This window comes from Pseudomonas sp. CFBP13509, from assembly GCF_005233485.1.
GTDB classification, from domain to species: domain Bacteria; phylum Pseudomonadota; class Gammaproteobacteria; order Pseudomonadales; family Pseudomonadaceae; genus Aquipseudomonas; species Aquipseudomonas marginalis.
On sequence record NZ_QGAA01000011.1, the window covers coordinates 116,857 to 135,618 of the forward strand.

16 protein-coding genes are annotated in these 18,762 nt (G+C 63.1%); 5 read left to right on the plus strand and 11 right to left on the minus strand.

What is annotated here, in order from left to right:
* Positions 1–22 precede the first annotated feature (22 nt).
* The 4 genes from PspCFBP13509_RS19300 to PspCFBP13509_RS31980 all read left to right on the plus strand — a co-directional run bounded on the left by PspCFBP13509_RS19300 (position 23) and on the right by PspCFBP13509_RS31980 (position 2,108).
* Positions 23–313, plus strand: a complete 291-nt coding sequence (locus PspCFBP13509_RS19300) for a DUF5629 family protein (protein ID WP_074848180.1) — start codon at positions 23–25, stop codon at positions 311–313.
* Positions 300–1,475: a lactonase family protein gene (locus tag PspCFBP13509_RS19305; RefSeq protein WP_065927981.1), complete on the plus strand. Its 1,176-nt coding sequence runs from the start codon at positions 300–302 to the stop codon at positions 1,473–1,475. Before PspCFBP13509_RS19300 ends, PspCFBP13509_RS19305 begins: the two co-directional genes overlap by 14 nt.
* A 156-nt stretch (positions 1,476–1,631) precedes the next feature.
* Positions 1,632–1,811, plus strand: coding sequence for a hypothetical protein (locus PspCFBP13509_RS19310; protein ID WP_027608577.1), 180 nt, complete (start codon positions 1,632–1,634; stop codon positions 1,809–1,811).
* 171 nt (positions 1,812–1,982) lie between these two features.
* The gene (locus PspCFBP13509_RS31980; RefSeq protein WP_256097795.1) at positions 1,983–2,108 is read left to right on the plus strand and encodes a hypothetical protein; all 126 of its coding nucleotides are present in this window, start codon (positions 1,983–1,985) and stop codon (positions 2,106–2,108) included.
* Here PspCFBP13509_RS31980 and PspCFBP13509_RS19315 read toward each other — a convergent pair.
* Genes PspCFBP13509_RS19315 through PspCFBP13509_RS19325 form a run of 3 tightly spaced genes read right to left on the minus strand, consistent with a single transcriptional unit; the run spans position 2,105 to position 7,571 of the window.
* Positions 2,105–2,698 (minus strand): glutathione S-transferase, encoded by a 594-nt coding sequence (locus PspCFBP13509_RS19315; protein ID WP_137212526.1) that lies wholly within the window; start codon positions 2,696–2,698, stop codon positions 2,105–2,107. The two genes, PspCFBP13509_RS31980 and PspCFBP13509_RS19315, sit on opposite strands and share 4 nt — an antisense overlap.
* Positions 2,695–6,333 carry an AAA family ATPase gene (locus tag PspCFBP13509_RS19320; RefSeq protein WP_137212527.1) on the minus strand — a complete coding sequence of 1,213 codons (3,639 nt, stop codon included), beginning with the start codon at positions 6,331–6,333 and terminating at the stop codon, positions 2,695–2,697. Before PspCFBP13509_RS19320 ends, PspCFBP13509_RS19315 begins: the two co-directional genes overlap by 4 nt.
* Entirely contained in the window at positions 6,330–7,571 is a 1,242-nt protein-coding gene (locus PspCFBP13509_RS19325) for an exonuclease SbcCD subunit D C-terminal domain-containing protein (protein ID WP_137212528.1), read from the minus strand. Before PspCFBP13509_RS19325 ends, PspCFBP13509_RS19320 begins: the two co-directional genes overlap by 4 nt.
* 189 nt (positions 7,572–7,760) lie before the next feature.
* Here PspCFBP13509_RS19325 and PspCFBP13509_RS19330 point away from each other — a divergent pair, with 189 nt between their 5' ends.
* On the plus strand, positions 7,761–7,988 hold the full coding sequence (locus PspCFBP13509_RS19330) for a hypothetical protein (RefSeq protein ID WP_137212529.1): 228 nt from the start codon (positions 7,761–7,763) through the stop codon (positions 7,986–7,988).
* 276 nt (positions 7,989–8,264) lie between these two features.
* On the opposite strand, the gene PspCFBP13509_RS19335 is transcribed toward PspCFBP13509_RS19330, so the two are convergent.
* The 8 genes from PspCFBP13509_RS19335 to PspCFBP13509_RS19370 all read right to left on the minus strand — a co-directional run bounded on the left by PspCFBP13509_RS19335 (position 8,265) and on the right by PspCFBP13509_RS19370 (position 18,344).
* On the minus strand, positions 8,265–9,905 hold the full coding sequence (locus PspCFBP13509_RS19335; protein WP_065948228.1) for a BatD family protein: 1,641 nt from the start codon (positions 9,903–9,905) through the stop codon (positions 8,265–8,267).
* Entirely contained in the window at positions 9,902–11,641 is a 1,740-nt protein-coding gene (locus PspCFBP13509_RS19340) for a tetratricopeptide repeat protein (protein WP_065927986.1), read from the minus strand. The genes PspCFBP13509_RS19335 and PspCFBP13509_RS19340 overlap by 4 nt, the downstream gene beginning before the upstream one ends.
* On the minus strand, positions 11,638–12,726 hold the full coding sequence (locus tag PspCFBP13509_RS19345) for a vWA domain-containing protein (RefSeq protein WP_137212530.1): 1,089 nt from the start codon (positions 12,724–12,726) through the stop codon (positions 11,638–11,640). Before PspCFBP13509_RS19345 ends, PspCFBP13509_RS19340 begins: the two co-directional genes overlap by 4 nt.
* Positions 12,719–13,213: a DUF4381 domain-containing protein gene (locus tag PspCFBP13509_RS19350; RefSeq protein ID WP_065927988.1), complete on the minus strand. Its 495-nt coding sequence runs from the start codon at positions 13,211–13,213 to the stop codon at positions 12,719–12,721. The genes PspCFBP13509_RS19345 and PspCFBP13509_RS19350 overlap by 8 nt, the downstream gene beginning before the upstream one ends.
* Complete coding sequence (locus PspCFBP13509_RS19355) at positions 13,210–14,142, minus strand: DUF58 domain-containing protein (RefSeq protein ID WP_065927989.1); 933 nt, start codon at positions 14,140–14,142, stop codon at positions 13,210–13,212. The genes PspCFBP13509_RS19350 and PspCFBP13509_RS19355 overlap by 4 nt, the downstream gene beginning before the upstream one ends.
* A gap of 5 nt (positions 14,143–14,147) precedes the next feature.
* Positions 14,148–15,107, minus strand: a complete 960-nt coding sequence (locus PspCFBP13509_RS19360; protein ID WP_003174327.1) for an AAA family ATPase — start codon at positions 15,105–15,107, stop codon at positions 14,148–14,150.
* Between the two features lie 187 nt (positions 15,108–15,294).
* A complete protein-coding gene (locus PspCFBP13509_RS19365) occupies positions 15,295–17,865 on the minus strand; it encodes a S8 family peptidase (RefSeq protein ID WP_137212531.1) in 2,571 nt (856 codons plus the stop codon).
* A gap of 125 nt (positions 17,866–17,990) precedes the next feature.
* The gene (locus PspCFBP13509_RS19370; protein ID WP_137212532.1) at positions 17,991–18,344 is read right to left on the minus strand and encodes a hypothetical protein; all 354 of its coding nucleotides are present in this window, start codon (positions 18,342–18,344) and stop codon (positions 17,991–17,993) included.
* Positions 18,345–18,762 lie beyond the last annotated feature (418 nt).

The window sequence follows — 18,762 nt, forward strand, 5'->3', positions numbered from 1 at the left end:
TATGAACTGATGAATGATCCTGATGACTGCCGACAACCTGAAAACCGTCCTTGAAGCCAGCGATATGCTTGAAATCGACGGGCTGCACGCCTTCGACTTCCAGCTCGCTGATGAAAAGCTGCTGATCACCGCCATGGACGGCCGTGCCGAAAAACGCTGGAGCTTCAGCACGGCGCAGGTGCAGGCCGCCACCTTCGACGAGCCCTTGCAAAGTTGGACCCTGACCGGTGAGTCGGGCGAGCACCGCCTGATCTGCATGAGCGCGTTCACCGGCAACAATAACGATGAGGACCCAGCCGATGATGATGCGTAAATTCTGGCCGCTGCTGATGGCCGGCAGTGTCGGTGCGATGTCGGTACACGCCGCACCGGCTGACACCTACGAGCTGTTGGTCGGCAGCTACACCGCCGGTACCAGCGAAGGCATTTACCGCGTGCAGTTCGACAGCCGCACCGGCCAATTCCAGGGCGCGCCGGTACTGGCGGCCAAGGCAGCCAACCCATCGTGGCTGACGGTCTCGAAGGATCAGAAACACCTGTTTGTGGTCAACGAAAACGGCCCAGGGCAGAAAGACGCAGTGGGGCGTGTGAGCAGTTACAGCATTGACCCGCAGAGCCACCAGTTGACCTTGATCAACCAGGTCCAGAGCCTGGGCAACGAGCCCACCCACTCCAGCGTCGCCGCTGATGGGCGCTACCTGTTCGTCGCCAACTATTCGGTGCTGCAAGATCCGGGCGGCAGCCTGGCGATCCTGCCGGTGGACGCCACCGGCAAGCTGTCTGCGCCCGTGCAGTTGAGCGGGCACCCCGCCAGCCGCGTGAACCCCGAGCGCCAGGCGTCCAACCATGTGCACTCGGTGGTGTCGTCGCCGGATGGCAAGTACGTGTTTGTGCAGGACTTGGGTGCCGACAAGGTGTTTGCCTACCGTTATGACCCCAAGGCCAACCACGAACTGCCGTTGACCCCGGCCAACCCGGCCTCGGTGCAATTGCCTCCAGGCAGCGGCCCGCGTCACTTGCTGTTCAGCGCAGATGGCAAGCATGCCTGGCTGACCACCGAGATGAGCGCCCAGGTCGCGGTGTTCGATTACCACGACGGTACGCTCACACAGACCCAGTTGCTGGACTATGCGCCGGGGCAGCCGGTGTCGGACAAAGCCGGCGCGGCGCTGCACGCGTCAAGCGATGGCAAGTTCCTCTACGTGAGCAATCGTGGCACGGCCAATCAGATCCTGGTGTTCAGCATCGACCCGGCCACTGCGCACCTCAAGCAGGTGCAGCAGCGCTCGGTGGAAGGCGATCACCCGCGAGAGTTCAGCCTGGACCCGAGCGGCAAGTTCCTGCTGATCGCCAACCAGAAGAGTAACGAAATCGTGGTGGTCGAACGTGACCCCAAGACCGGCCTGCTGGGTAAAACCGTGCAGAAACTGCCGATTGATGCCCCCAGCGACCTCAAGTTCCTGGTGCGTCAATAAGCCACAGGCCCCGCCATGCGGGGCCTGACCCTTAGTATTAATTGTATTAATAGCGGCTACTGTTTCAAAGCATTTCTAAGGTTCAACCCTCGGGCGTAAGTTGGGTTCCAAGGCCTTCCCCGGCCACCCAACCGAACGAACACAAGGGTTACCGACATGAACTTGAATCTCTTCTCCGTCATCGCCGCCTCCGCCGTTTCCGCCACCGTGGCCCTGCCTGCCGCCGCCAGCGTGGAAGTCAGCGGCAAAAAATCCAGCACCAGCGCCTACACCCAGAAATACCTGCAACAAAGCGCCAACTTCTACGCCGCCCTGGATCACAAGACCCAGCAATGAGCGCTGATTGACCCTGCACACAAGCAGACGCCAAACCACTGGAACGTAAACGCGCGTTCGAGTGGTTTGGCGTTTGTGCAGCTGTCGAAGAAAAAAATGAGGTAATGGCGCATTGCCATGTGTTTAAATTGACGCTTAAATATTGACGCGCTCTTTCATGGAATCGACAGCATGGCACTTCGACTCGCCGCACTTATCCTCGCCCTTTATTCCACCCCGATCCTGTCATCCGTGCAGTTGACGGACGGCGAACCGGAGATCGCTCGCGAGCGGTTGTTGAGTCTGATCGAAGGCTAAGCCTTCGCCATCACGCCGATAAACAGTGGCGATTGCAGGAATTCTTCCAACCAGCGTTGCAACGCTTTGTACGGCGTACCGGCAAACCATTCGCGGTCCACGTGGGCAAACTGCCGTATAAACGGCGCAAGCGCCATGTCCGCCAGGCCAGGGTGGTCGGCCAGCAGATAGGCGTGCTGGGCCAGCAACCCCTCGAGCTTCTGCAAGAACACCTCGCCTTCGGCTCGATAGTGTTCCACCGGCTGCTCGGGATAGCGCTCGGGGTACTTGTATCGATTCAAGTGATGTTTAAAGGTTGAATCGTTCTCGGCGATCAGCTCAAGTACCGCTGGATCCCCCTGCAATAACCAGTTATCCGGATCATGCCGGGCCAAGGCCCATTGCATGATCGCCAGGCTCTCGTCGATCACCACGCCGTCCACCACCAGCACCGGCACCGTGCCCTTGGGCGACAGTGCCAGCATCTCCGCCGGCTTGGCCTTGAGGCTCACCTCGACAATCCGCACCGCCACCCCCGAGTAGCGCAGCGCCAGGCGTGCGCGCATCGCATAGGGGCAGCGCCGGAACGAATACAGCAGCGCCTCGCTCACTTGACCTCCAGGGTGCTCAGGCCATTGCCCTGGCGCTTGACCTGGATCTGCACCGGGATGCGTTCGTGCATTTCCTGCACGTGGGAGATCACCGCCACCTTGCGCCCCTGGGCCTGCAAGCCGTCGAGGGCGTCCATGGCCAATTGCAGGGACTCGGGGTCGAGGCTGCCAAAGCCCTCGTCGATAAACAGCGATTCGATCTTCAAGGTGCTGGACGCCATCGACGCCAGGCCCAGGGCCAAGGCCAGGGACACCAGGAACGTCTCGCCGCCGGACAACGAATGCACCGAGCGCAGTTCATCGCCCATTTCCGTGTCCATCACCAGCAGGCCCAACATGCTGCCGCCGCGCTTGAGACGGTAGCGGCGCACCAGTTGGCGCAGTTGCACGTTGGCGTGGTGCACCAGCAGGTCGAGGTTGTAGGCCTGGGCAATCTTGCGGAAGGTATCGCCGGTGGCCGAGCCGATCAGTGCGTTCAGGCGTGCCCAGCGTTGCCACTCGTCATAGGCCTTGGCGATCTGTTCGGCCAGGGCACTGTTGGCGTCCTGGCGACGCTGGTCTTCGGACTGGCGCGCGCGCAGTTCGGCGCAGTGTTTTTCGCCGTCGGCCAAGTGTTGATTGAGCGCAGCCAGGGCGCCGTCGAGTTGTTCGGCGTCCAGGTTGCCGTTGTGCAGGGCCTGGTGTTCGGCGAGGCGTTGTTCGCGTTCCTGCAGCAATACCTTGGCTTGCTCGACGGCTTTTTCGCTGCTGTGCAGATGCTCGCGCAGCGTGGCGATGTGTGTGTCATCGAACGCCAGCAGACGCGCCAGGCCCTCGTCATCCAGCTCGGGGTGCAGGGCGCGCCATTCGTGGGTGCGGGTCTGGAGGGCCTGCTGCTCGGCTTCAAGGGATTGCCGGCGCTCCTGCCGGGCCTTGAGGTCGGCGGCCAGCTGGATCAGTTGGTTGCAGATGTCCTGCAACTGCTGGTTGGCGTCCGTCTCGCTCTGGCGTGCCTGCACCACGGCCTGTTCCAGTTGTTGTTGCCAGTGTTCGGCGCTGGCGTGCTCGCCCAGCAAGGCCCCGAGTTTTTCCTGGGCGGCCTGTCGCTGCGCGGCCAACTCGGTAAATTGCTGGTTCAGGGCCTCGAGCTGCTGTTGGCGATGCTGCTGGTGCGTGTGCTCTTTCTCGATGGCCTGCTGGCGTTCCTGCTGCTCGGCCAACTCATCCTTCTGATGGCCCAGTTGTTCAAGGCGTTGGCTGACCTGCTGGTCCAACTGCATAAAGGTCGCGGCCGGGTCGCTGCGCAAGCCTTCCAGGGTGTCGGCGGGGAGCAGGTTGGCGAAGGCGTTGAGTTCTTCGTCGAGGCGCTCGCGGTCGTTGGACAGCTCGCGCTGTTGATCCAGCATTAATTGGCGGGTCTGCTGGCTACTGTCCTGAGCGGCTTGCAGTTGTTGCTGCAAGCGCCCGGCGTTTTGCTGCAGGTTGAGCAGGGCGGCCTGGCGCTGTTCGTCCTGGGTGATGCTTTGGGTCAGTTGGCTGAGTTGCTGGGCCAACCAATGGCTGCGTTTGGCTGCGTCCTGATTGAACAGCGAGGCCGCCAGTGGGTGTGCGTCCAGGCTGGGCTGGAGCGCCTGCTGTTGGGTGACCAGGTGTTCCTGTTGTTGCAGGAATTCTTTCTGCTGGGCGATCAGGCCGCCGACTTCACCGCGCAGTTCGGTGAGTTTTTCCTTGAGGGTATCGACCGCTTTCTGCGCCGTGGCCTCTTCGTTGTCGTCGTGGCGCCCGAGGCTCTGCAGCAGGGCTTCGGGCTGGTGGTACGGGTGTTCATGGCTGCCGCACACCGGGCAGGGCTGGCCGTCCTGCAATTGTTCGCGCAATTCCTCGACGCTGGCGCTGCGGGCCAGGCGCTGGCGCTCCAAGAGTTGCTTGGTCACCGTCAGGGTCTGTTCAGCCACGGCCAGCTCGGCCTTGGTTTGCAGGCCGGTCTGGTTCAGTTGGTCGCGTTGCTGGGCGGCATCGGCGAGCTTTTGCGTGAGGGCAACGGCTTGCTGCTCCAGTTGCTGCTGGCTGTCCCACAGGCGTGACAGGTCTTCGAAGGCGCGCTGCTGCTTGCGATTGTCCTGCAACAGGCTGGCCAGCAGTTGCACCTGTTCGGCCACGGCATGGGGTTCGGCGCCGGCTTCTTGATACAGCAGGTCGAGGGCTTCGCGTTGCTGGGCAAATTTTTCTGCGGCGCTGGTCGCACGCTGTTCAAGTTGTGGCAGTTCGGCCTGGCCTTTTTTCAGGCGATTTCCGATCAGCATCAACTGTTGCAAGCGATCGCGGTAGGCGTTCCAGGCATCGCTGAGCGGGGCGAGGGCGCTGCTGCGTTCAAGTTCGGCGGCCAGGCGTTGCAAGCGCTCGGCAACGTGGGCGTGTTTGTCCTGCAAACCCTTGAGCAGCGTCTGGCCTTCGGCACAGGCGGCTTCGTGTTGCTGTTTTTCCTCGTTGCGCTTGGCCAGGTCTCTGGTCAGGTGGGCAAGGGTGTTTTGTGCTTCAAAGGCCTGGCGCAGCAACGGCACCGCATCGCCCTGGGCCTTGAGCGCTTCGGCCAGTGCCGCCTGGGCGGATGCCTGCTGCTGTTGGGCCTGCGCCTGGCGGGTATGCAATTCGGCCTGTTGCTCGATGTGCGCCTGAATCTGCGTAGCCAGCGGTGTGAGCAAGGTGTCGAGTTCGGCCTGGCGCGCAAACTGATGCCGCTGCGGCGCCAATTGGTCCAGGCGGCTCAGGTCTTGGCGCTGTGCATCCTGGCTGTCCCAATCGGCCTGTGCGCGCTGGAGCTGCTCGGTGGCACTGCGCTGGCGGTCCTGCCATTCGCGCAGTTCCTTGAGCCAGGTGTGCTGCAACTCCAACTGCTTGAGCTGCGCCTGCTGGGTCTTGAGCTGCTGCTGGGCCGCGTCGAATTGCTGGTCCAGTTCGGCGCGCGCTTCAGGGGCCAGGGGCACTACGCCGGTAGCCTGGTCCTGCAGGTGTTTGTGCGTATCCTTGGCCTCCTTGGCCTTGTCGAATGCGCGGCGGCCGAGCTGGGTGTACAGCGCGGTGTCGGTGAGCTTTTCCAGCAGTTCGCTGCGCTCATTGTCGTTGGCCTTGAGGAAGGCGCTGAACTCGCTTTGCGCCAGCAACACCGCGCGGGTGAACTGCTCGAAGTTCAGGCCCAGGGCCAGTTCCAGCTGGGTTTTGTATTCGGTCTTCTGGCTGGCCAGCAGTTGGTCGCTGTCCAGGTCGATCAGGCTCTGCCGACTGTTCTGCAATTTGCCGCTGGCCTTGTCGCGGGCGCGATTGGCTTCCCAGCGCGCCCGGTAGCGACGGCCGCTGACACCGACAAAGTCCACTTCGGCGTAGCCGCCACCGGTGCCACGCCGGATCAGGGTGCGTGGATCGCCGATGGAAATATCGCTGTCGGCATCCGGCATCTTGGCCTGGCCGGTATCGCCCAGGCGTGGCACGGCGCCAAACAGCGCCAGGCACAGGGCATCGAGCAGGGTGCTTTTACCGGCGCCGGTCGGCCCGGTAATCGCGAACAGCCCGGCACTGGCCAGGGGCTCGGCAGTAAAGTCGATCTCGAACGGCCCGGCCAGGGAGGCGAGGTTTTTCAGGCGGATGGCAAGAATCTTCATGGCTGTTCACCTGCCTGTTGCACTTCCTGGAGCAGCACGGCGAAATCCTTCAAGGTCTGTTCATCCACTTCACTGCCGTAGCTGTCCTGCCAGGCACGGCTGAACAGCTCTTGCGGCGAGAGTTGATCGAGTTCGATAAAGCGCTCTTCGTCATGGGCATCACTGCCACGTTTACCCGCGTACTCGGCGGCGATACGCACCAGGCGCACGGCCTTGCCTTGTAGGGCGGTTTCGATCTGCTGGCGCAGGTCGGGCTGGGGCTCGTCCAGAAGTACGCGCACTTCCAGCCAGGGATGGCGCTGGGTTTCGGCGAGCAGGTCGATATCGGGCAGCTCTGCCAGCTGTTTAAGAATATCCGCCAGCGGCGCGGCTTCCAGGCGTTGCAGGTCGACCGAGCGGGGAATCAGCAGCGGTTCGACGCTCACCAGGCATTGGCCCTGGAACGTCACATCGAGAATCTGGTGCTTGTAGCCGATTTCGGAAAACGACAGTGGAATCGGTGAGCCGCTGTAGCGAATGCGCTCTTCGCCATTGACCTTTTGCGGCTTGTGCAAATGGCCGAGGGCCACATAGCCCACACTCTTGTCGAACAGTGTGGCCGGCAGCGCCTCGGCGTTGCCGATGATCAGGCTGCGCTCGGAGTCTTCCGACACCGAACCACCGGCCATGTGCGCATGGCTGATGGCAATCAGCGCCTGGCCTTTTTTGCGTTTGGCGTTGGCGGCGGCGATCAGCCATTCATGTACCTGGCCGATACCCTGCAGGTAGTCATCACCCAGGTGGGCACCGGTGACTTCCGCCGGGCGCAGGAACGGCAGCGCCAGGCACCACGCGGCGATCTTGCCTTTGGCATCCGGCAACGGGATCAGCAGGCGCTCGGCATCCAGTTGGCCGTCATCCAGCCACAGCACGCGGCCGAGGGCATGGGTACGCAGGCGCCGCATCAACGGCGCGGGCAGCTCGATGCGCGAGCCGGAGTCGTGGTTGCCGGCGATCATCACAATGGTCAGCTTGGGGTTTTGTTCGTGGGCGCTGATGATGAAATCGTACAGACGCTCCTGGGCCTTGAGCGGCGGGTTGACGGTGTCGAAGATATCGCCGGCGATCAACAGCACATCGGGTTGCTGGGCCGCGATCTGGCGCAGCAGCCACTCGAGGAAGCAGGCGTGTTCGAAGTCGCGTTCCTGGCCGTGGAGGTTTTGGCCCAGGTGCCAGTCGGAGGTGTGGAACAGACGCAAGGCGAACTCCGTAGAGGAAAAGAGGATGAATGGCCGCCGAAAACAAAGCAGGGCGATAAAGCTGGAGAGTTTACCTGTAAATACCCTGTTACCAGGCGCGCTTGGAACTGACCGCTGATGAACATGCACTCAAAACAGGTCCCACCTGAAGGTGGGATACCTATGAACTGTTTGAAGGATAAATTGAATATGAGTGCAATTAATCCCGGTGGTGATCACCTTCTTTACTCGTTCACCTTACCTCCCGTACATCATCAGTCGCCGGAAAAAAAAAGCGAGCCAAAGGAAGCACCAATGAATCCCAGGGATTGGCTTGAAAGTGTGACCAATGAAAAGCGCGATCCAAAACTGGCTGAGGCTGGCGCTGATTACGCGCGGTTTATGGTCAACTGGTTCGATTCCGGAAAACCCACATAAGGAGCCGATGCAGGAGTGCTCATCGGCATTGTCTGCCAATCAGTAAGGCCTGCTTTAACGCCTTTAGACGGTGGATGTCCTTTGATTGATTATTTCCACGCCCCACGCGGGAATATTCAAAGGAGGGCGTCCACCCTGGATGCGGCCCGCCGCTCCGTCGGCGAGGCTATTGGCGCTGCTGATCAAATGCACGTCCTGCAATTTTAACGAATCTATGGATTGCTGGCCTTTAACAATACAGGTCCCCCAGGCAGCACAAGTCAAATCTGGGAGGGCTTATTTGGGATACAGCGGCGGCAAACTGGTGGTGTCCGTCGCCGGGCCCTGCTCGCGCTCGGCCATGGGGATGGCCTTGACCGCACGCCACAGCTCTTCACCCAGCCAGTATTGACCGCTCTCGCTGTACAGCGCGCCATTGAGCCCATCCAGTGCATCCGACAACGGCACAAACCGTGCCGCCATATCCGCCAGGGTTTCCGGCTGTTGCCGCGCCCAGGCATCCAGTGCCTGGCGGGTGGCCTGGGGGTCGTTGGCCTGGGTGGCACGCTTGAGGTCGTCGAGCAGGGTGCGCGGGCTCGGGCCGGTTTGCGCGGCGCGCAGTACCGCCGGTTGCCGACGGGCCCGCCACCACAGGCCGAAGCCCAGCAAGGTGGTGCAGGCCAGGAGCAGGGTGCTGAGTTGCCACAGCCACAGGCGGCTGTCGTCCGGTGCGGTGATGATGGTCGGGATGGCCGGCGTGTCCACCGCCAGGCTGGGGTTGTTGGCCACTTGCAAGGTGCGGGCCGGCAGGCTGGTGCGTTCCAGATGGTCCTCGTGGGTGTTCCACCACACCACCTCGACGGCAGGCAGTTCCAGGGCGCCGACACGGTTGGGCACCAGGGCCTCACGGTCTTCGCGACTGCCGATCAGGCCACGGTCACTGGTCTGGTTGCCGAGCACCGGCTGGTCAGGGTAGCGGCGCAGGCCGTTGATGTCGGTGCTGGGCAGGGCCGGCAGTTGGGCGCTGGACAGGCCTTCGGCCTTGACGGTCAGGCTGCGGGTCAGGGAATCGCCGACTTGTACATGTTCCGGCTCCGGGTTCCAGCTCTCGGTGAGCGTGAGGCTGCGAGCCGGCAACCAGGGCGCATCGACGGGGTACAGCGCGGGCTTGGGCTTGACCGCCAGTGGCAGCGCCGCCGAACTCACATGGATCAGCTTGCCGGGCTTGGTGCCCTGCAGTGTGTTTTCCTGGGGCGGACGCGACTCCACCAGCGTGGCGCTGAATGTCTGCGCGGGAATCTCCAGGGTGCCGCTGTGCTGCGGGTAGATCGCGTAGCGGGTTTCGATCACGCCATGGCGGATGCTGTTGATGACCTTTTCATAGGTGCGCGACTCGCCCAACTGTTCGACACGGGCATCGGGGATCTGCAACGGCGTCAAGCTGCTGTCGTCATACAGCGACACCGAGTGGTACACGCGCACGGTCAACAGTGCCTGGGCCTGGACGTACACGCTGGTCTGGTCGAGGTTGGCTTCGACAAACACCGGGGCCAGCTCGGCGTTGGTGTCCTGGCTGGTGGTTTCCAGCACTTGCAGGCTGATCGGCTGGGTCGTGTACTCACCCACTTGCAGCGGCGGAATCACCACCGTGCCGTTCTGTTTGGGCAGCAGGGTAATGATCCAGCGTGTGGTCGCATGGTTATCGCCACCCAACGTCGTGAGTTGGTTGAGCTGGCGCGTGCCACTGACTTCGAATTGCGCATCCAGGGGCGACAGGTCGGGCTTGCCGAACTGGGTGACATCGCTGGATTCCACCGTCAGTTCCACCGTCTCCCCGGAATTGAGACGGTTGCGGTCGACGCTGGCGACCAGGCTGGCCGCCTGGGCGTGGCCTGCCGACAACGCGAGCAGAAGCAGAAGGGTGGTGCGGCGGCTCATCGAGTCTTGTCCTGATGCTGTTGCTGTTCGTACCAGAATTTGCGTCGCAGCAGTTCGCCGGGATTGTCCGGGATCTCCTGCAGCCATTGTTCCAGGGCCTGGCGGTGTTCACCGTCGAGGTTGGCGTCGGCAGCAAGCAGCGGCGGGGTGGTGGTGTGCTCATCGCCCAACTCGCTGCCCGGCACGTCGTTGCCAGCGGCTGGCGGCGGGGTGCCGGCCTGGGTATCGCCGGTGCCGGCTTCGCCCTGGCCCTGGGACGACTGCTCGCCACCTGTGGCATTTTGCCCAGTGGCGCCCGGTTGCGCAGTTTGGCCGGGTTGGGTGGTTTCGTCATCCTCGTTTTTTGCCTGCGTTTGCGGCTCGGGTTCTGTCTGTTCCTGGATCAGGGCTTCTACCAGGGCCTTGTTTTTCAGTGCCGGTTGCAGGTCGGGCTGGGCTTCCAGGGCTTGTTCGTAGGCGTCGATGGCCGCTTCGAGTTCACCGGACCTGGCCAGGGCGTTGCCGCGATTGTAGTGGGAATAGGCGTCATTGCCCTCGGCAAACCGCTTGATGGCCTCGGCATAGTTGCCGGCCGCGTACAGGGCGACGCCTTGCCACTGCGGATCCTGGAAGTGCTCTGCGGCCTCGGCGGGGCGTTTCTGCTTGAGCAGGTATTGGCCTTGCTGGTCCGGCCGCAGCCACAAATCCTGGAATTCAAAGGCATAGCTGGGTTGTGGCGCGCCCAACAGCAGCAGCGGTAAAAAGAACAACCAGCCGCGCCGCCCGGCGCAGGCGGCCAGCAGCAACAGCGGCAGCAGCAGCCAGTATCCCTGGTCGGCCCAGGTGTCGAGGTGCAGTAACTGGCCGTCGTTGCGCAGGGCTTGGGGCGGGTCCAGCACGCCGAGCTGGCGCAGGTCTTTATCGTCCAGGCGTGCGGCCCGGTAGCGGCCGCCCATTTCGTTGGCGAAGGCCTTGAGTGTCGGGCTGTCGAGGCGCGGTACCAGGATCGCGCCTTGTTCGTCCTTGAGGAATTCGCCGCTTTCCTGGGTCACCGGCGTACCTTCACGGCTGCCGATGCCCAGGATCGACAGGCTCGGCGCCTGGTTGCCCTGCAGCAGCAGGCGAATGCCCTGGCGTTCCTGTTTGGACAGCGATGAGCCGACCAGCAGCAGGCGACCCTGGCCCAGGCCGCCATGCTTGAGCAGGTCCAGGGCTTTCTCCACCGCCAGGTCGGCGCGGTGGCCGGACTCCGGCATGATCGAGGGGCGCAGGGCGTCGAGCAGGTTGCGGCTGGTGGCCAGGTCGTCCGACAGCGGCACCAGGGTGTGGGCGCTGCCGGCATACACGACGATGGCGGTTTGCGCATCGCTGCGCGCCTGCAACAAGTCATAGAGCTTGCGCCGTGCCTGTTCGAGGCGGTTGGGCGGGCTGTCGGTGGCGAGCATTTCCGGGGTCAGTTCGAGCAGCACCACCAACGGGTCGGAGGGTTTCTGGCTGGTTTGTTCAACCCGTTGCCAGCTGGGACCCAGCAACGCCAGCACCGCCAACAGCCAGGCGAGGCCCAGCAACACCCACGGCGATTTGCTTTCGCGCCCGCTGCCACCGCTGAGCAGTACGGCGTGAAAGGCCGGCGGCAGGATCATCTGCCAGCGCCCGGCGCGCTTTTGCCTATGCCACAGTTGCCACAGCAACCAGCCGAGCAGCGGCAGCAGCAACAGCCACCAGGGACGGAACCAATGTGGCCACAGGGCGATCATCGACGCCTCCGTAGACGCAGGCGTTTAAGGCGCTGGCGCCATTGCGGATGCTGTTGCAGGAAGATTCCCTTGCTCGACAGTTTGTTGAACCCGCGTTGCAGGGCGTTGTTTGGCCAGCGTTCGTGGATCACCAGCAACATGCTCAGGATCAGCGCCAGGGCCAGCGGTCCGCTGTACAGCGCCTGCGCCGGGCGTGTCTGGGTCGGTTGCTGTTCGACGGGCTCGAGCTTGTCCAGTGTCTGCTTGATCGCTTCCAGCTCCTGGCCATCGCGGGCACGGAAGTATTGGCCGCCGGTGGCCTCGGCAATCGCCCTGAGTGCCGGCTCGTCGAGGTCCAGGCTCGGGTTGACGCCAAGGATGCCCAGGGAACCGGTTTGCTCAGGGTCGGCGCCGATGCCGATGGGGTAGATCTTCACCCCTTCTTCGGCCGCCAGGCGCGCGGCGATCAGGGGCGCGATCTGCCCGGCGTTGTTGGCGCCATCGGTGACCAGGATCAGCACGCGGCTTTGCGCAGGCCGCTGACGCAGGCGTTTCAGCGCCAGGCCTATGGCATCGCCAATGGCGGTGTTCTTGCCGGCGATGCCGATGCGCGCCTCATCCAGCCAGGTGCGCACGGTGCGGCGGTCAAAGGTCAGCGGTGCCTGGAGGTAGGCCTGGCTGCCGAACAGGATCAGGCCCACGCGGTCGCCTTCGCGGCCTTCAAGGAAGTCGCCGAGCAGGTGCTTGACCAGGTTCAGGCGGCTGACGTCTTCGTCCTGCCAGTGCATGTCGGGAAAGTCCATGGAGCCGGACACGTCCACCGCCACCAGCAAATCGCGGCCGCTGGCGGCAATCGGCAGTGGCTCGCCCAGCCATTCCGGGCGCGCAGCTGCGCTCAGCAGCAGCAGCCACAGCACCACGAAGGGCGCCTGTTGACGCCAGCCCGGCAGGTTCACCCGCGCACGGCGGCGGGCCAGGCTTTCGAGATCGCCGAGGTAGCTGACTTTAAGGGCGGGCTCGCCGCTGTCGGCCGCCGGCAGGATGAACCGCATCACCCACGGCAAGGGCAACAGGATGAAGATCCACGGCCAGGCGAACTCAAACATGTTTGCGGATCCAGGTGTCGACCGCTTGGGTCAGGCCGGCGATGGCCTTGTCGTCGAGTTTGCATTCGGGTTTGTAGGCACCCTCCACCAGCACCATCCAGCGCGTGAGGCCGGCGGCCGGGCAACGGTTGTCGAGGAATGCCAGCCATTTGCGGCCGTTGAGGGTATGGCTCTGGCTATAGGGATAGTCGTTGCGGCACAGGCGCTTGAGCAGGCCATTGAGCTGTTGCAGCCAGGCGCCGGCGGGCGCGCCATCGTAGGGTTTGGGCATCAGCGCCAACTCCGCCAGGGCGGCGATGCGCAGCGGGTCCAGCGGTTGTTCGGCGCGGGCCAGGGGGCGTCGAGTCGGCAAGAAGCGGCGCAGCGACCACAACCCCCAACCCAGCAGCGGGATGACCAGCAGCAACAGCCACCAGCCCGGCGCGGGCGGCCAGAAGCCGATGGGCGGCGGGGCGATCAGCGGTTGCAGTTGGTCGAGGCTGCTCATTGCTTTTTAACCGGGCGTTGCGGGTTGAGGTATTCGCGCAGTTGTTCGACCATTTGGCTCTGGGTGCTCAGGGGCATCAGCAGGATCCGCAGTTTCTGCGCGAGCAGTTCCCAACGGGCGATGCGCGCTTCGGCCTGGGCCTTGTAGGCCTGGCGCAAATCGAAGTTCAGCGTATCCAGTTCCAATTGCGCCCCGCGTTGCGCAAAACGCAGCAGCCCGGCGGCGGGGAGGGCGTGGTCCAGCGGGTCGGAGATCGGCAACAGCAGCAAGTCGCAATGGCGTGACAGCAGGCTCAATTGCTGCTCGGCGCCCTCGGTGAGGGCACGTTCGTCGCAGATCACGATTACCAGGCTGCCGGGACGCAGCACTTCGCGGCCACGGCGCAGGGCCATGCCCAGGGCGTCGGCCTCCGGGCGGCTTTCGGTGTCCAGGCTCTGGTTGACGCGCACCAGGCGGTTGAGCAATTGCAGCAGGCTTTGCTTGCTGCGGCGCGGCTTGATTTCGTAGTGCTCGTTGTCGCCGAACACCAGCCCGCCGACGCGGTCGTTGTGCCCTAACGCGGCCCAGCCGATCAGGCTGGCGGCTTGAGCGGCGAGCACCGACTTGAACATCTGCCCCGAGCCGAAAAACAGCCGGCAGCTTTGCTCGACCATGATGAAGATCGGCCGCTCGCGTTCTTCGTGGAACAGCTTGGTGTGCGGCTCCTGGGTGCGTGCGGTCACGCGCCAGTCGATGGTGCGCACATCATCGCCGGCCTGGTACACGCGCACCTGGTCGAAGTCGACACCGCGCCCGCGCAGCTTGGAGTGGTGCAGGCCAATCAACGGGCTGCGCTGGCTTGGCGTGGAAAACAGCTGCACTTCGCGCACGCGGTGGCGCATCTCGATCAGCTCGCTGAGCGTGACGCGCACCCCATCGCTTGCGTTCATCGACTTCAAGCGACGGCAACGACGTCGAGAATGCGTTGCACCACACGGTCCTGGTCAATCCCGGCCGCTTCGGCTTCGAACGACAGGATGATGCGATGACGCAGCACGTCGAACAGCACCGCCTGGATGTCTTCCGGGCTGACAAAGTCGCGACCGGCCAGCCAGGCATGGGCGCGCGCGCAGCGATCCAGGGCGATGGAGCCACGGGGGCTAGCGCCGTAGGCGATCCATTCGGCCATTTCCGGGTCGAACTTGGCCGGGGTGCGCGTGGCCATGACCAGTTGCACCAGGTATTCCTCCACCGCATCGGCCATGTACAGGCCGAGGATTTCCTTGCGCGCGGCAAAGATCGCCTGCTGGCTGACGCGGCGCTCGGGCTTGGTTTCGCCGTTGAGGGCTTCGCCACGGGCCTGTTGCAGGATGCGCCGTTCGACGGCCGCGTCGGGGAAGCCGATCTTGACGTGCATCAGGAAACGGTCGAGCTGGGCCTCGGGCAGCGGGTAGGTGCCTTCCTGCTCGATGGGGTTTTGCGTGGCCATCACCAGAAACAGCGGGGACAGGTCGTAGGTACTGCGCCCGACGCTGACCTGGCGCTCGGCCATGGCCTCCAACAGCGCCGATTGCACCTTGGCCGGGGCGCGGTTGATCTCGTCCGCCAGCACCAGGTTGTGGAAGATCGGCCCTTGCTGGAACACGAAACTGCCGGTTTCCGGGCGATAGATCTCGGTGCCGGTGATGTCGGCGGGCAACAGGTCGGGGGTGAACTGGATACGATGGAACTGCGCTTCGATGCCTTCGGCCAGCTCTTTGATCGCCTTGGTCTTGGCCAGGCCCGGCGCGCCTTCCACCAGCATATGGCCGTCGGCGAGCAGGGCGATCAGCAGGCGATCGATGAGTTTTTCCTGGCCGAGAATCTGCGTAGAAAGAAAGGTTCGCAGCGCGAGCAGCGCTTCACGATGTTCCATCGATGACGGTTCCTGGAGAGATGAGCCTGTGCGTCATGTAACAAACGACAGCCTGGGGCGCCTACTTTAATGCATGGCAGGGGGTGGCGACTAACGGCACGCGGGGTATTTTTAGCAAAACTTGTAGGAAAATTGTGTGAGAGGCACAAAGGACGGCGAGCAGGCGTGTCCGCTCACCGCCTCTGCTTCAACGGCAGGGCACCCCGGGATGCCAAGGCTGGCTATGCACGGCAGAGTTGAGATCCGGGCGTTTGTCGAGGCTGTAGAAGTTCTGTTTGTAGGCCATGCCGTTGTACGACACCGCCTCTGCGTAGGTTGAATACACCTTGGTGGGCGACCACGCCGGAATGTCGCGGCAACTGCCCGAAGGTGGCGGGGCCTTGACGGTGATCGGTTTTTCCAGTCGCAGCGTACCGCCGCGCCCGTCACTGACCACGACACTGACGATGACGCGGGTATCGCCGGTGACCGCAGGGGCGGTGAGGGTGACGCTGCGGGTATTGCCGATGGTGCCGGTGAAGCCGGTCGGGCGCGTCCATGTGTAGCTCATCGCGTCGCCGTCAGGGTCGCTGGCGTTGGCGATGAAGCTCACGGCCTTGCCCGAATCGACCGTTTCGCTGCCCTGCAGGCTGCCGACGGGTGGGCGGTTGGCGGGGGTGCCGGTGGTCACCGTGAGGCTGTGGCTGGCGGTTGCGCGGCGATCGCGTTCATCGGTGACGGTCAGGGTGATGACGCGTGTTCCCGCCGTATTCGGAGCAATAAAGCTGCTGGATGCTTGCGCCGAAAAGTCCGGGTTGAAGCCAGTGGCCGCCCAGGCGAAGCGCAAGCCTTGGCCCGTGGAGGAGGCCCCCGATAGCAGCACCGCCTTGCCGGCCTCAACACTGGAAGGGCCGGTGATCCTGGCGACCGGCAGCCCGCTGCCGCAGGTGCCCAGGCGCCGCCAGGGTTTGGCGGCGCCGGTTTCAACAAAGTTCAGATCGGGGCGAGCGTTTTGCGTCCAGTGCGCCACTTGGTAGTTGTAACCGCTGTAGGAGACTTTTTCGCCAGCGGAGGCATATACCTTGCTCGCAATCCAGGGGGCGGCGCAGTCGCCGACCGGAGGCGCGTCAGGGGCCTTGATGGTCATGTTTTCCCTCAGGTTGAGGGTGTGGGTGCCGTCGGACACCGCCACGGAAATCGAGGTCAGGGTATCGGCGGTTACGGGCGGGGCGGTCAATGCCAAGGTCGGTCCATCCCCGTCCGGAGGGGTAAACCCGTCGGCATTCCAGCGATAGGTCAGCGGTTTTTGCGTGGGCGATTGCGCATAGACATGGCCGTTGAACGTCTCTCCCGATTTGGCTTGCTCGGGGATGGCCAGCCGGCCCGTGGGCGGTTGGCCGGCGCCGTCGGCAAGCAGTTTGCGGATGGCGGCCTCCAGGTCCGGTTGCACGCCAATCTCGGTACGGTTGCCGTTGGCTTGTGGATAGCCGGTCTCCACGAGGATTCTGCGCAGTTCCTTGGGGGCGAGATTGCCCAGGCCATTGGCCCGCGCCACACCTTGCAGCGATGCCATCACCCCGGCAATGATCGGGTTGGCGGAGGAGGTGCCGCTGTAGGTGTGGGTATAGGCGCTGGTGGGGTTGGCGGTGGTCCAGGTCGTCGTGGTGACGGAGCCGCCCCAACTGAACAGGTCGACGCGTCTGCCGTATTGGGAGTAATAGGCTCTCAAACCGCTCGTGGGGTACACGGCGCCCGCGTAGATGCTGCCGGAATCGAATCTGTTGCGATCAAAGTAGCCGTTGAAGTAGGGGTGGTCCAGGTTGATATTGCCGTTTGCCGCAGCCAGTACGACATGCACACCTTTTTCCATCGTCAGGTAGGTGATGATGTCGCGTACCATGCTGTTGTATTCCAGGGGCATGTAGCAGTTCTGGGTGCAGCCGACTGCTGGAAAGGGCGTGTAATTCATATGCACGCCCAGTTGCAACACATCGCCGGGGCTCAGTTGTTCGGCGGTTTGCAGCAATCGGCTGGGGCCATATTGCGAATAGCCCAGTTGTGCATGGGGCACGATGCCGGTGGTGCCGAAGCCGTTGTCCCTGGAGCCGATGGTGCCGACGCTGGCCGTGTCGTGGTAGCCAGTAAGAGCCCCTGCATCGACTTCCAGAAAAGGTTTGGGCAGGTCCACGTGGTTGTAGGCCCAATGATCGATCTCCGAAGAGATCACCCGCATGTTGTAGCCCTTGCCACCGGGTACGGTCCAGGCCTTCACCGCGTTTACACCGCCGATGTTGTAGGGCGGCACGGCTTGTCGGCCGAGCAGGTAGTGCTGGCGTCCGGTATGGTCCGGTATGCTGCCGCGCGCACTGCCTGCGATGGGTTCGGCCTTGTCGTCGTGCATGCCCTCCACCACGGGTTCAAAGTCGACGTCTTCTATGGCCGGGTCTTGCTGGAGTTGCTGGCGCAGTGCGTCAGCCTGCCTGTGGCTCAAGTGGCGCGTGTCGACGATGTAGTAGCGGTCCAGCCGATGGCGGCGCAGGGCTTCTGCATCCGCCAGCGTGCGGGCCTTGCTCGGCGTTACCAGCGGCTTGATGTTGGGCACGCGGTGCTGGAAGGTGCTGGAGGGGTCGACGAGGTCCTGAAGATTTCGCGACCTGGATCCGTCGTCTTTGATCAGCAGAATCAAGTGTGAATAGTCAGTGTTGGCTGCGGATGCCGCCAGCGCTGATGAAACCGTAGCCAAAAGGCCAATGGCCAGAAACTTGCTGAGGGATTTCATCGAGGCACCCGTGCAGTCACCGTTGCTTTGCTCAGCTAAGGCCGGAAACACGGGGCCGGGTACTGTTAGAAATAACAGTACCGACCAACGGTCAAGGGCATCGGTGAAGGCTGCGCCAGTGCGATTCAGGCGCGGATGTAGGTGCCGGTGCCCTTGAGGATGTTTTGCAGGGTTTGTTCCACTTCTGCCATCTCCGCTGCGGCGGTGGTGTGGGTTATCTCCAATTGGTCCTTGCCGCCCAGTGCATCGGCATCGCCCGCTGCCAGCTCTACCCGCATTGTCGTGTCGCTGAGGGTGACTTTCAGCCCATCCAGGGTCGACGGCTCATAGTCCCAGGTCAGTTCCACTTCGTCTTCGTCGGGGTAGCGGGTGAGCATGAACATCTCGCCGTTCCTGCCGTGGCAGCAGAGCATGGCCATGTTGTCTTCTTCGTCGTCGCACGGGGTGGCCATCAGGGCGTCGGTTTTCAGTTGCAGCATGGGGAATCCTGTCTAGGGTAGGGCGTTGCGTAGGCAATTGTGCCATTGCGGCGAATTTTGTGCTGCTTCCTGTGTCAGACCCAGCGCATGACCTGACGGGCAATACCGGTCATTTTCGGTACTCGGGGCGGGGAAAATAGCCGGTTTTTCTACCGGGAATTCCGGGTTGCCCAAGTCGCAACCCCACGCCTGCGTACCGATGACCGAATATGTCGCAGCATCGCAAGCACCCGGCTTCCCACACTCGTTAAGCTGCGCAACGGATGTGCACGTGCCAGGCGCCTGACCTGCCCGTCGTACCGTCACCCGGCAAGGTGCGCATCTTATGGACGTTGTATGTGACCTCATTGTCTTGTCCAGCTTCACCCACCTGTCACCCTGATTCGTTTATGGTGCTTAACTCGTTACCTGCGAACAG

What these genes read in the sequence shown, in the direction of transcription:
- PspCFBP13509_RS19300 (WP_074848180.1), top strand. Translation starts at nt 23, where the DNA reads ATGACTGCCGACAACCTGAAAACCGTCCTTGAAGCCAGCGATATGCTT.
- PspCFBP13509_RS19305 (WP_065927981.1), top strand. Translation starts at nt 300, where the DNA reads ATGATGATGCGTAAATTCTGGCCGCTGCTGATGGCCGGCAGTGTCGGT.
- PspCFBP13509_RS19310 (WP_027608577.1), top strand. Translation starts at nt 1,632, where the DNA reads ATGAACTTGAATCTCTTCTCCGTCATCGCCGCCTCCGCCGTTTCCGCC.
- PspCFBP13509_RS31980 (WP_256097795.1), top strand. Translation starts at nt 1,983, where the DNA reads ATGGCACTTCGACTCGCCGCACTTATCCTCGCCCTTTATTCCACCCCG.
- PspCFBP13509_RS19320 (WP_137212527.1), bottom strand. Translation starts at nt 6,333, where the DNA reads ATGAAGATTCTTGCCATCCGCCTGAAAAACCTCGCCTCCCTGGCCGGG.
- PspCFBP13509_RS19330 (WP_137212529.1), top strand. Translation starts at nt 7,761, where the DNA reads ATGAGTGCAATTAATCCCGGTGGTGATCACCTTCTTTACTCGTTCACC.
- PspCFBP13509_RS19335 (WP_065948228.1), bottom strand. Translation starts at nt 9,905, where the DNA reads ATGAGCCGCCGCACCACCCTTCTGCTTCTGCTCGCGTTGTCGGCAGGC.
- PspCFBP13509_RS19340 (WP_065927986.1), bottom strand. Translation starts at nt 11,641, where the DNA reads ATGATCGCCCTGTGGCCACATTGGTTCCGTCCCTGGTGGCTGTTGCTG.
- PspCFBP13509_RS19345 (WP_137212530.1), bottom strand. Translation starts at nt 12,726, where the DNA reads ATGTTTGAGTTCGCCTGGCCGTGGATCTTCATCCTGTTGCCCTTGCCG.
- PspCFBP13509_RS19350 (WP_065927988.1), bottom strand. Translation starts at nt 13,213, where the DNA reads ATGAGCAGCCTCGACCAACTGCAACCGCTGATCGCCCCGCCGCCCATC.
- PspCFBP13509_RS19355 (WP_065927989.1), bottom strand. Translation starts at nt 14,142, where the DNA reads ATGAACGCAAGCGATGGGGTGCGCGTCACGCTCAGCGAGCTGATCGAG.
- PspCFBP13509_RS19360 (WP_003174327.1), bottom strand. Translation starts at nt 15,107, where the DNA reads ATGGAACATCGTGAAGCGCTGCTCGCGCTGCGAACCTTTCTTTCTACG.
- PspCFBP13509_RS19365 (WP_137212531.1), bottom strand. Translation starts at nt 17,865, where the DNA reads ATGAAATCCCTCAGCAAGTTTCTGGCCATTGGCCTTTTGGCTACGGTT.
- PspCFBP13509_RS19370 (WP_137212532.1), bottom strand. Translation starts at nt 18,344, where the DNA reads ATGCTGCAACTGAAAACCGACGCCCTGATGGCCACCCCGTGCGACGAC.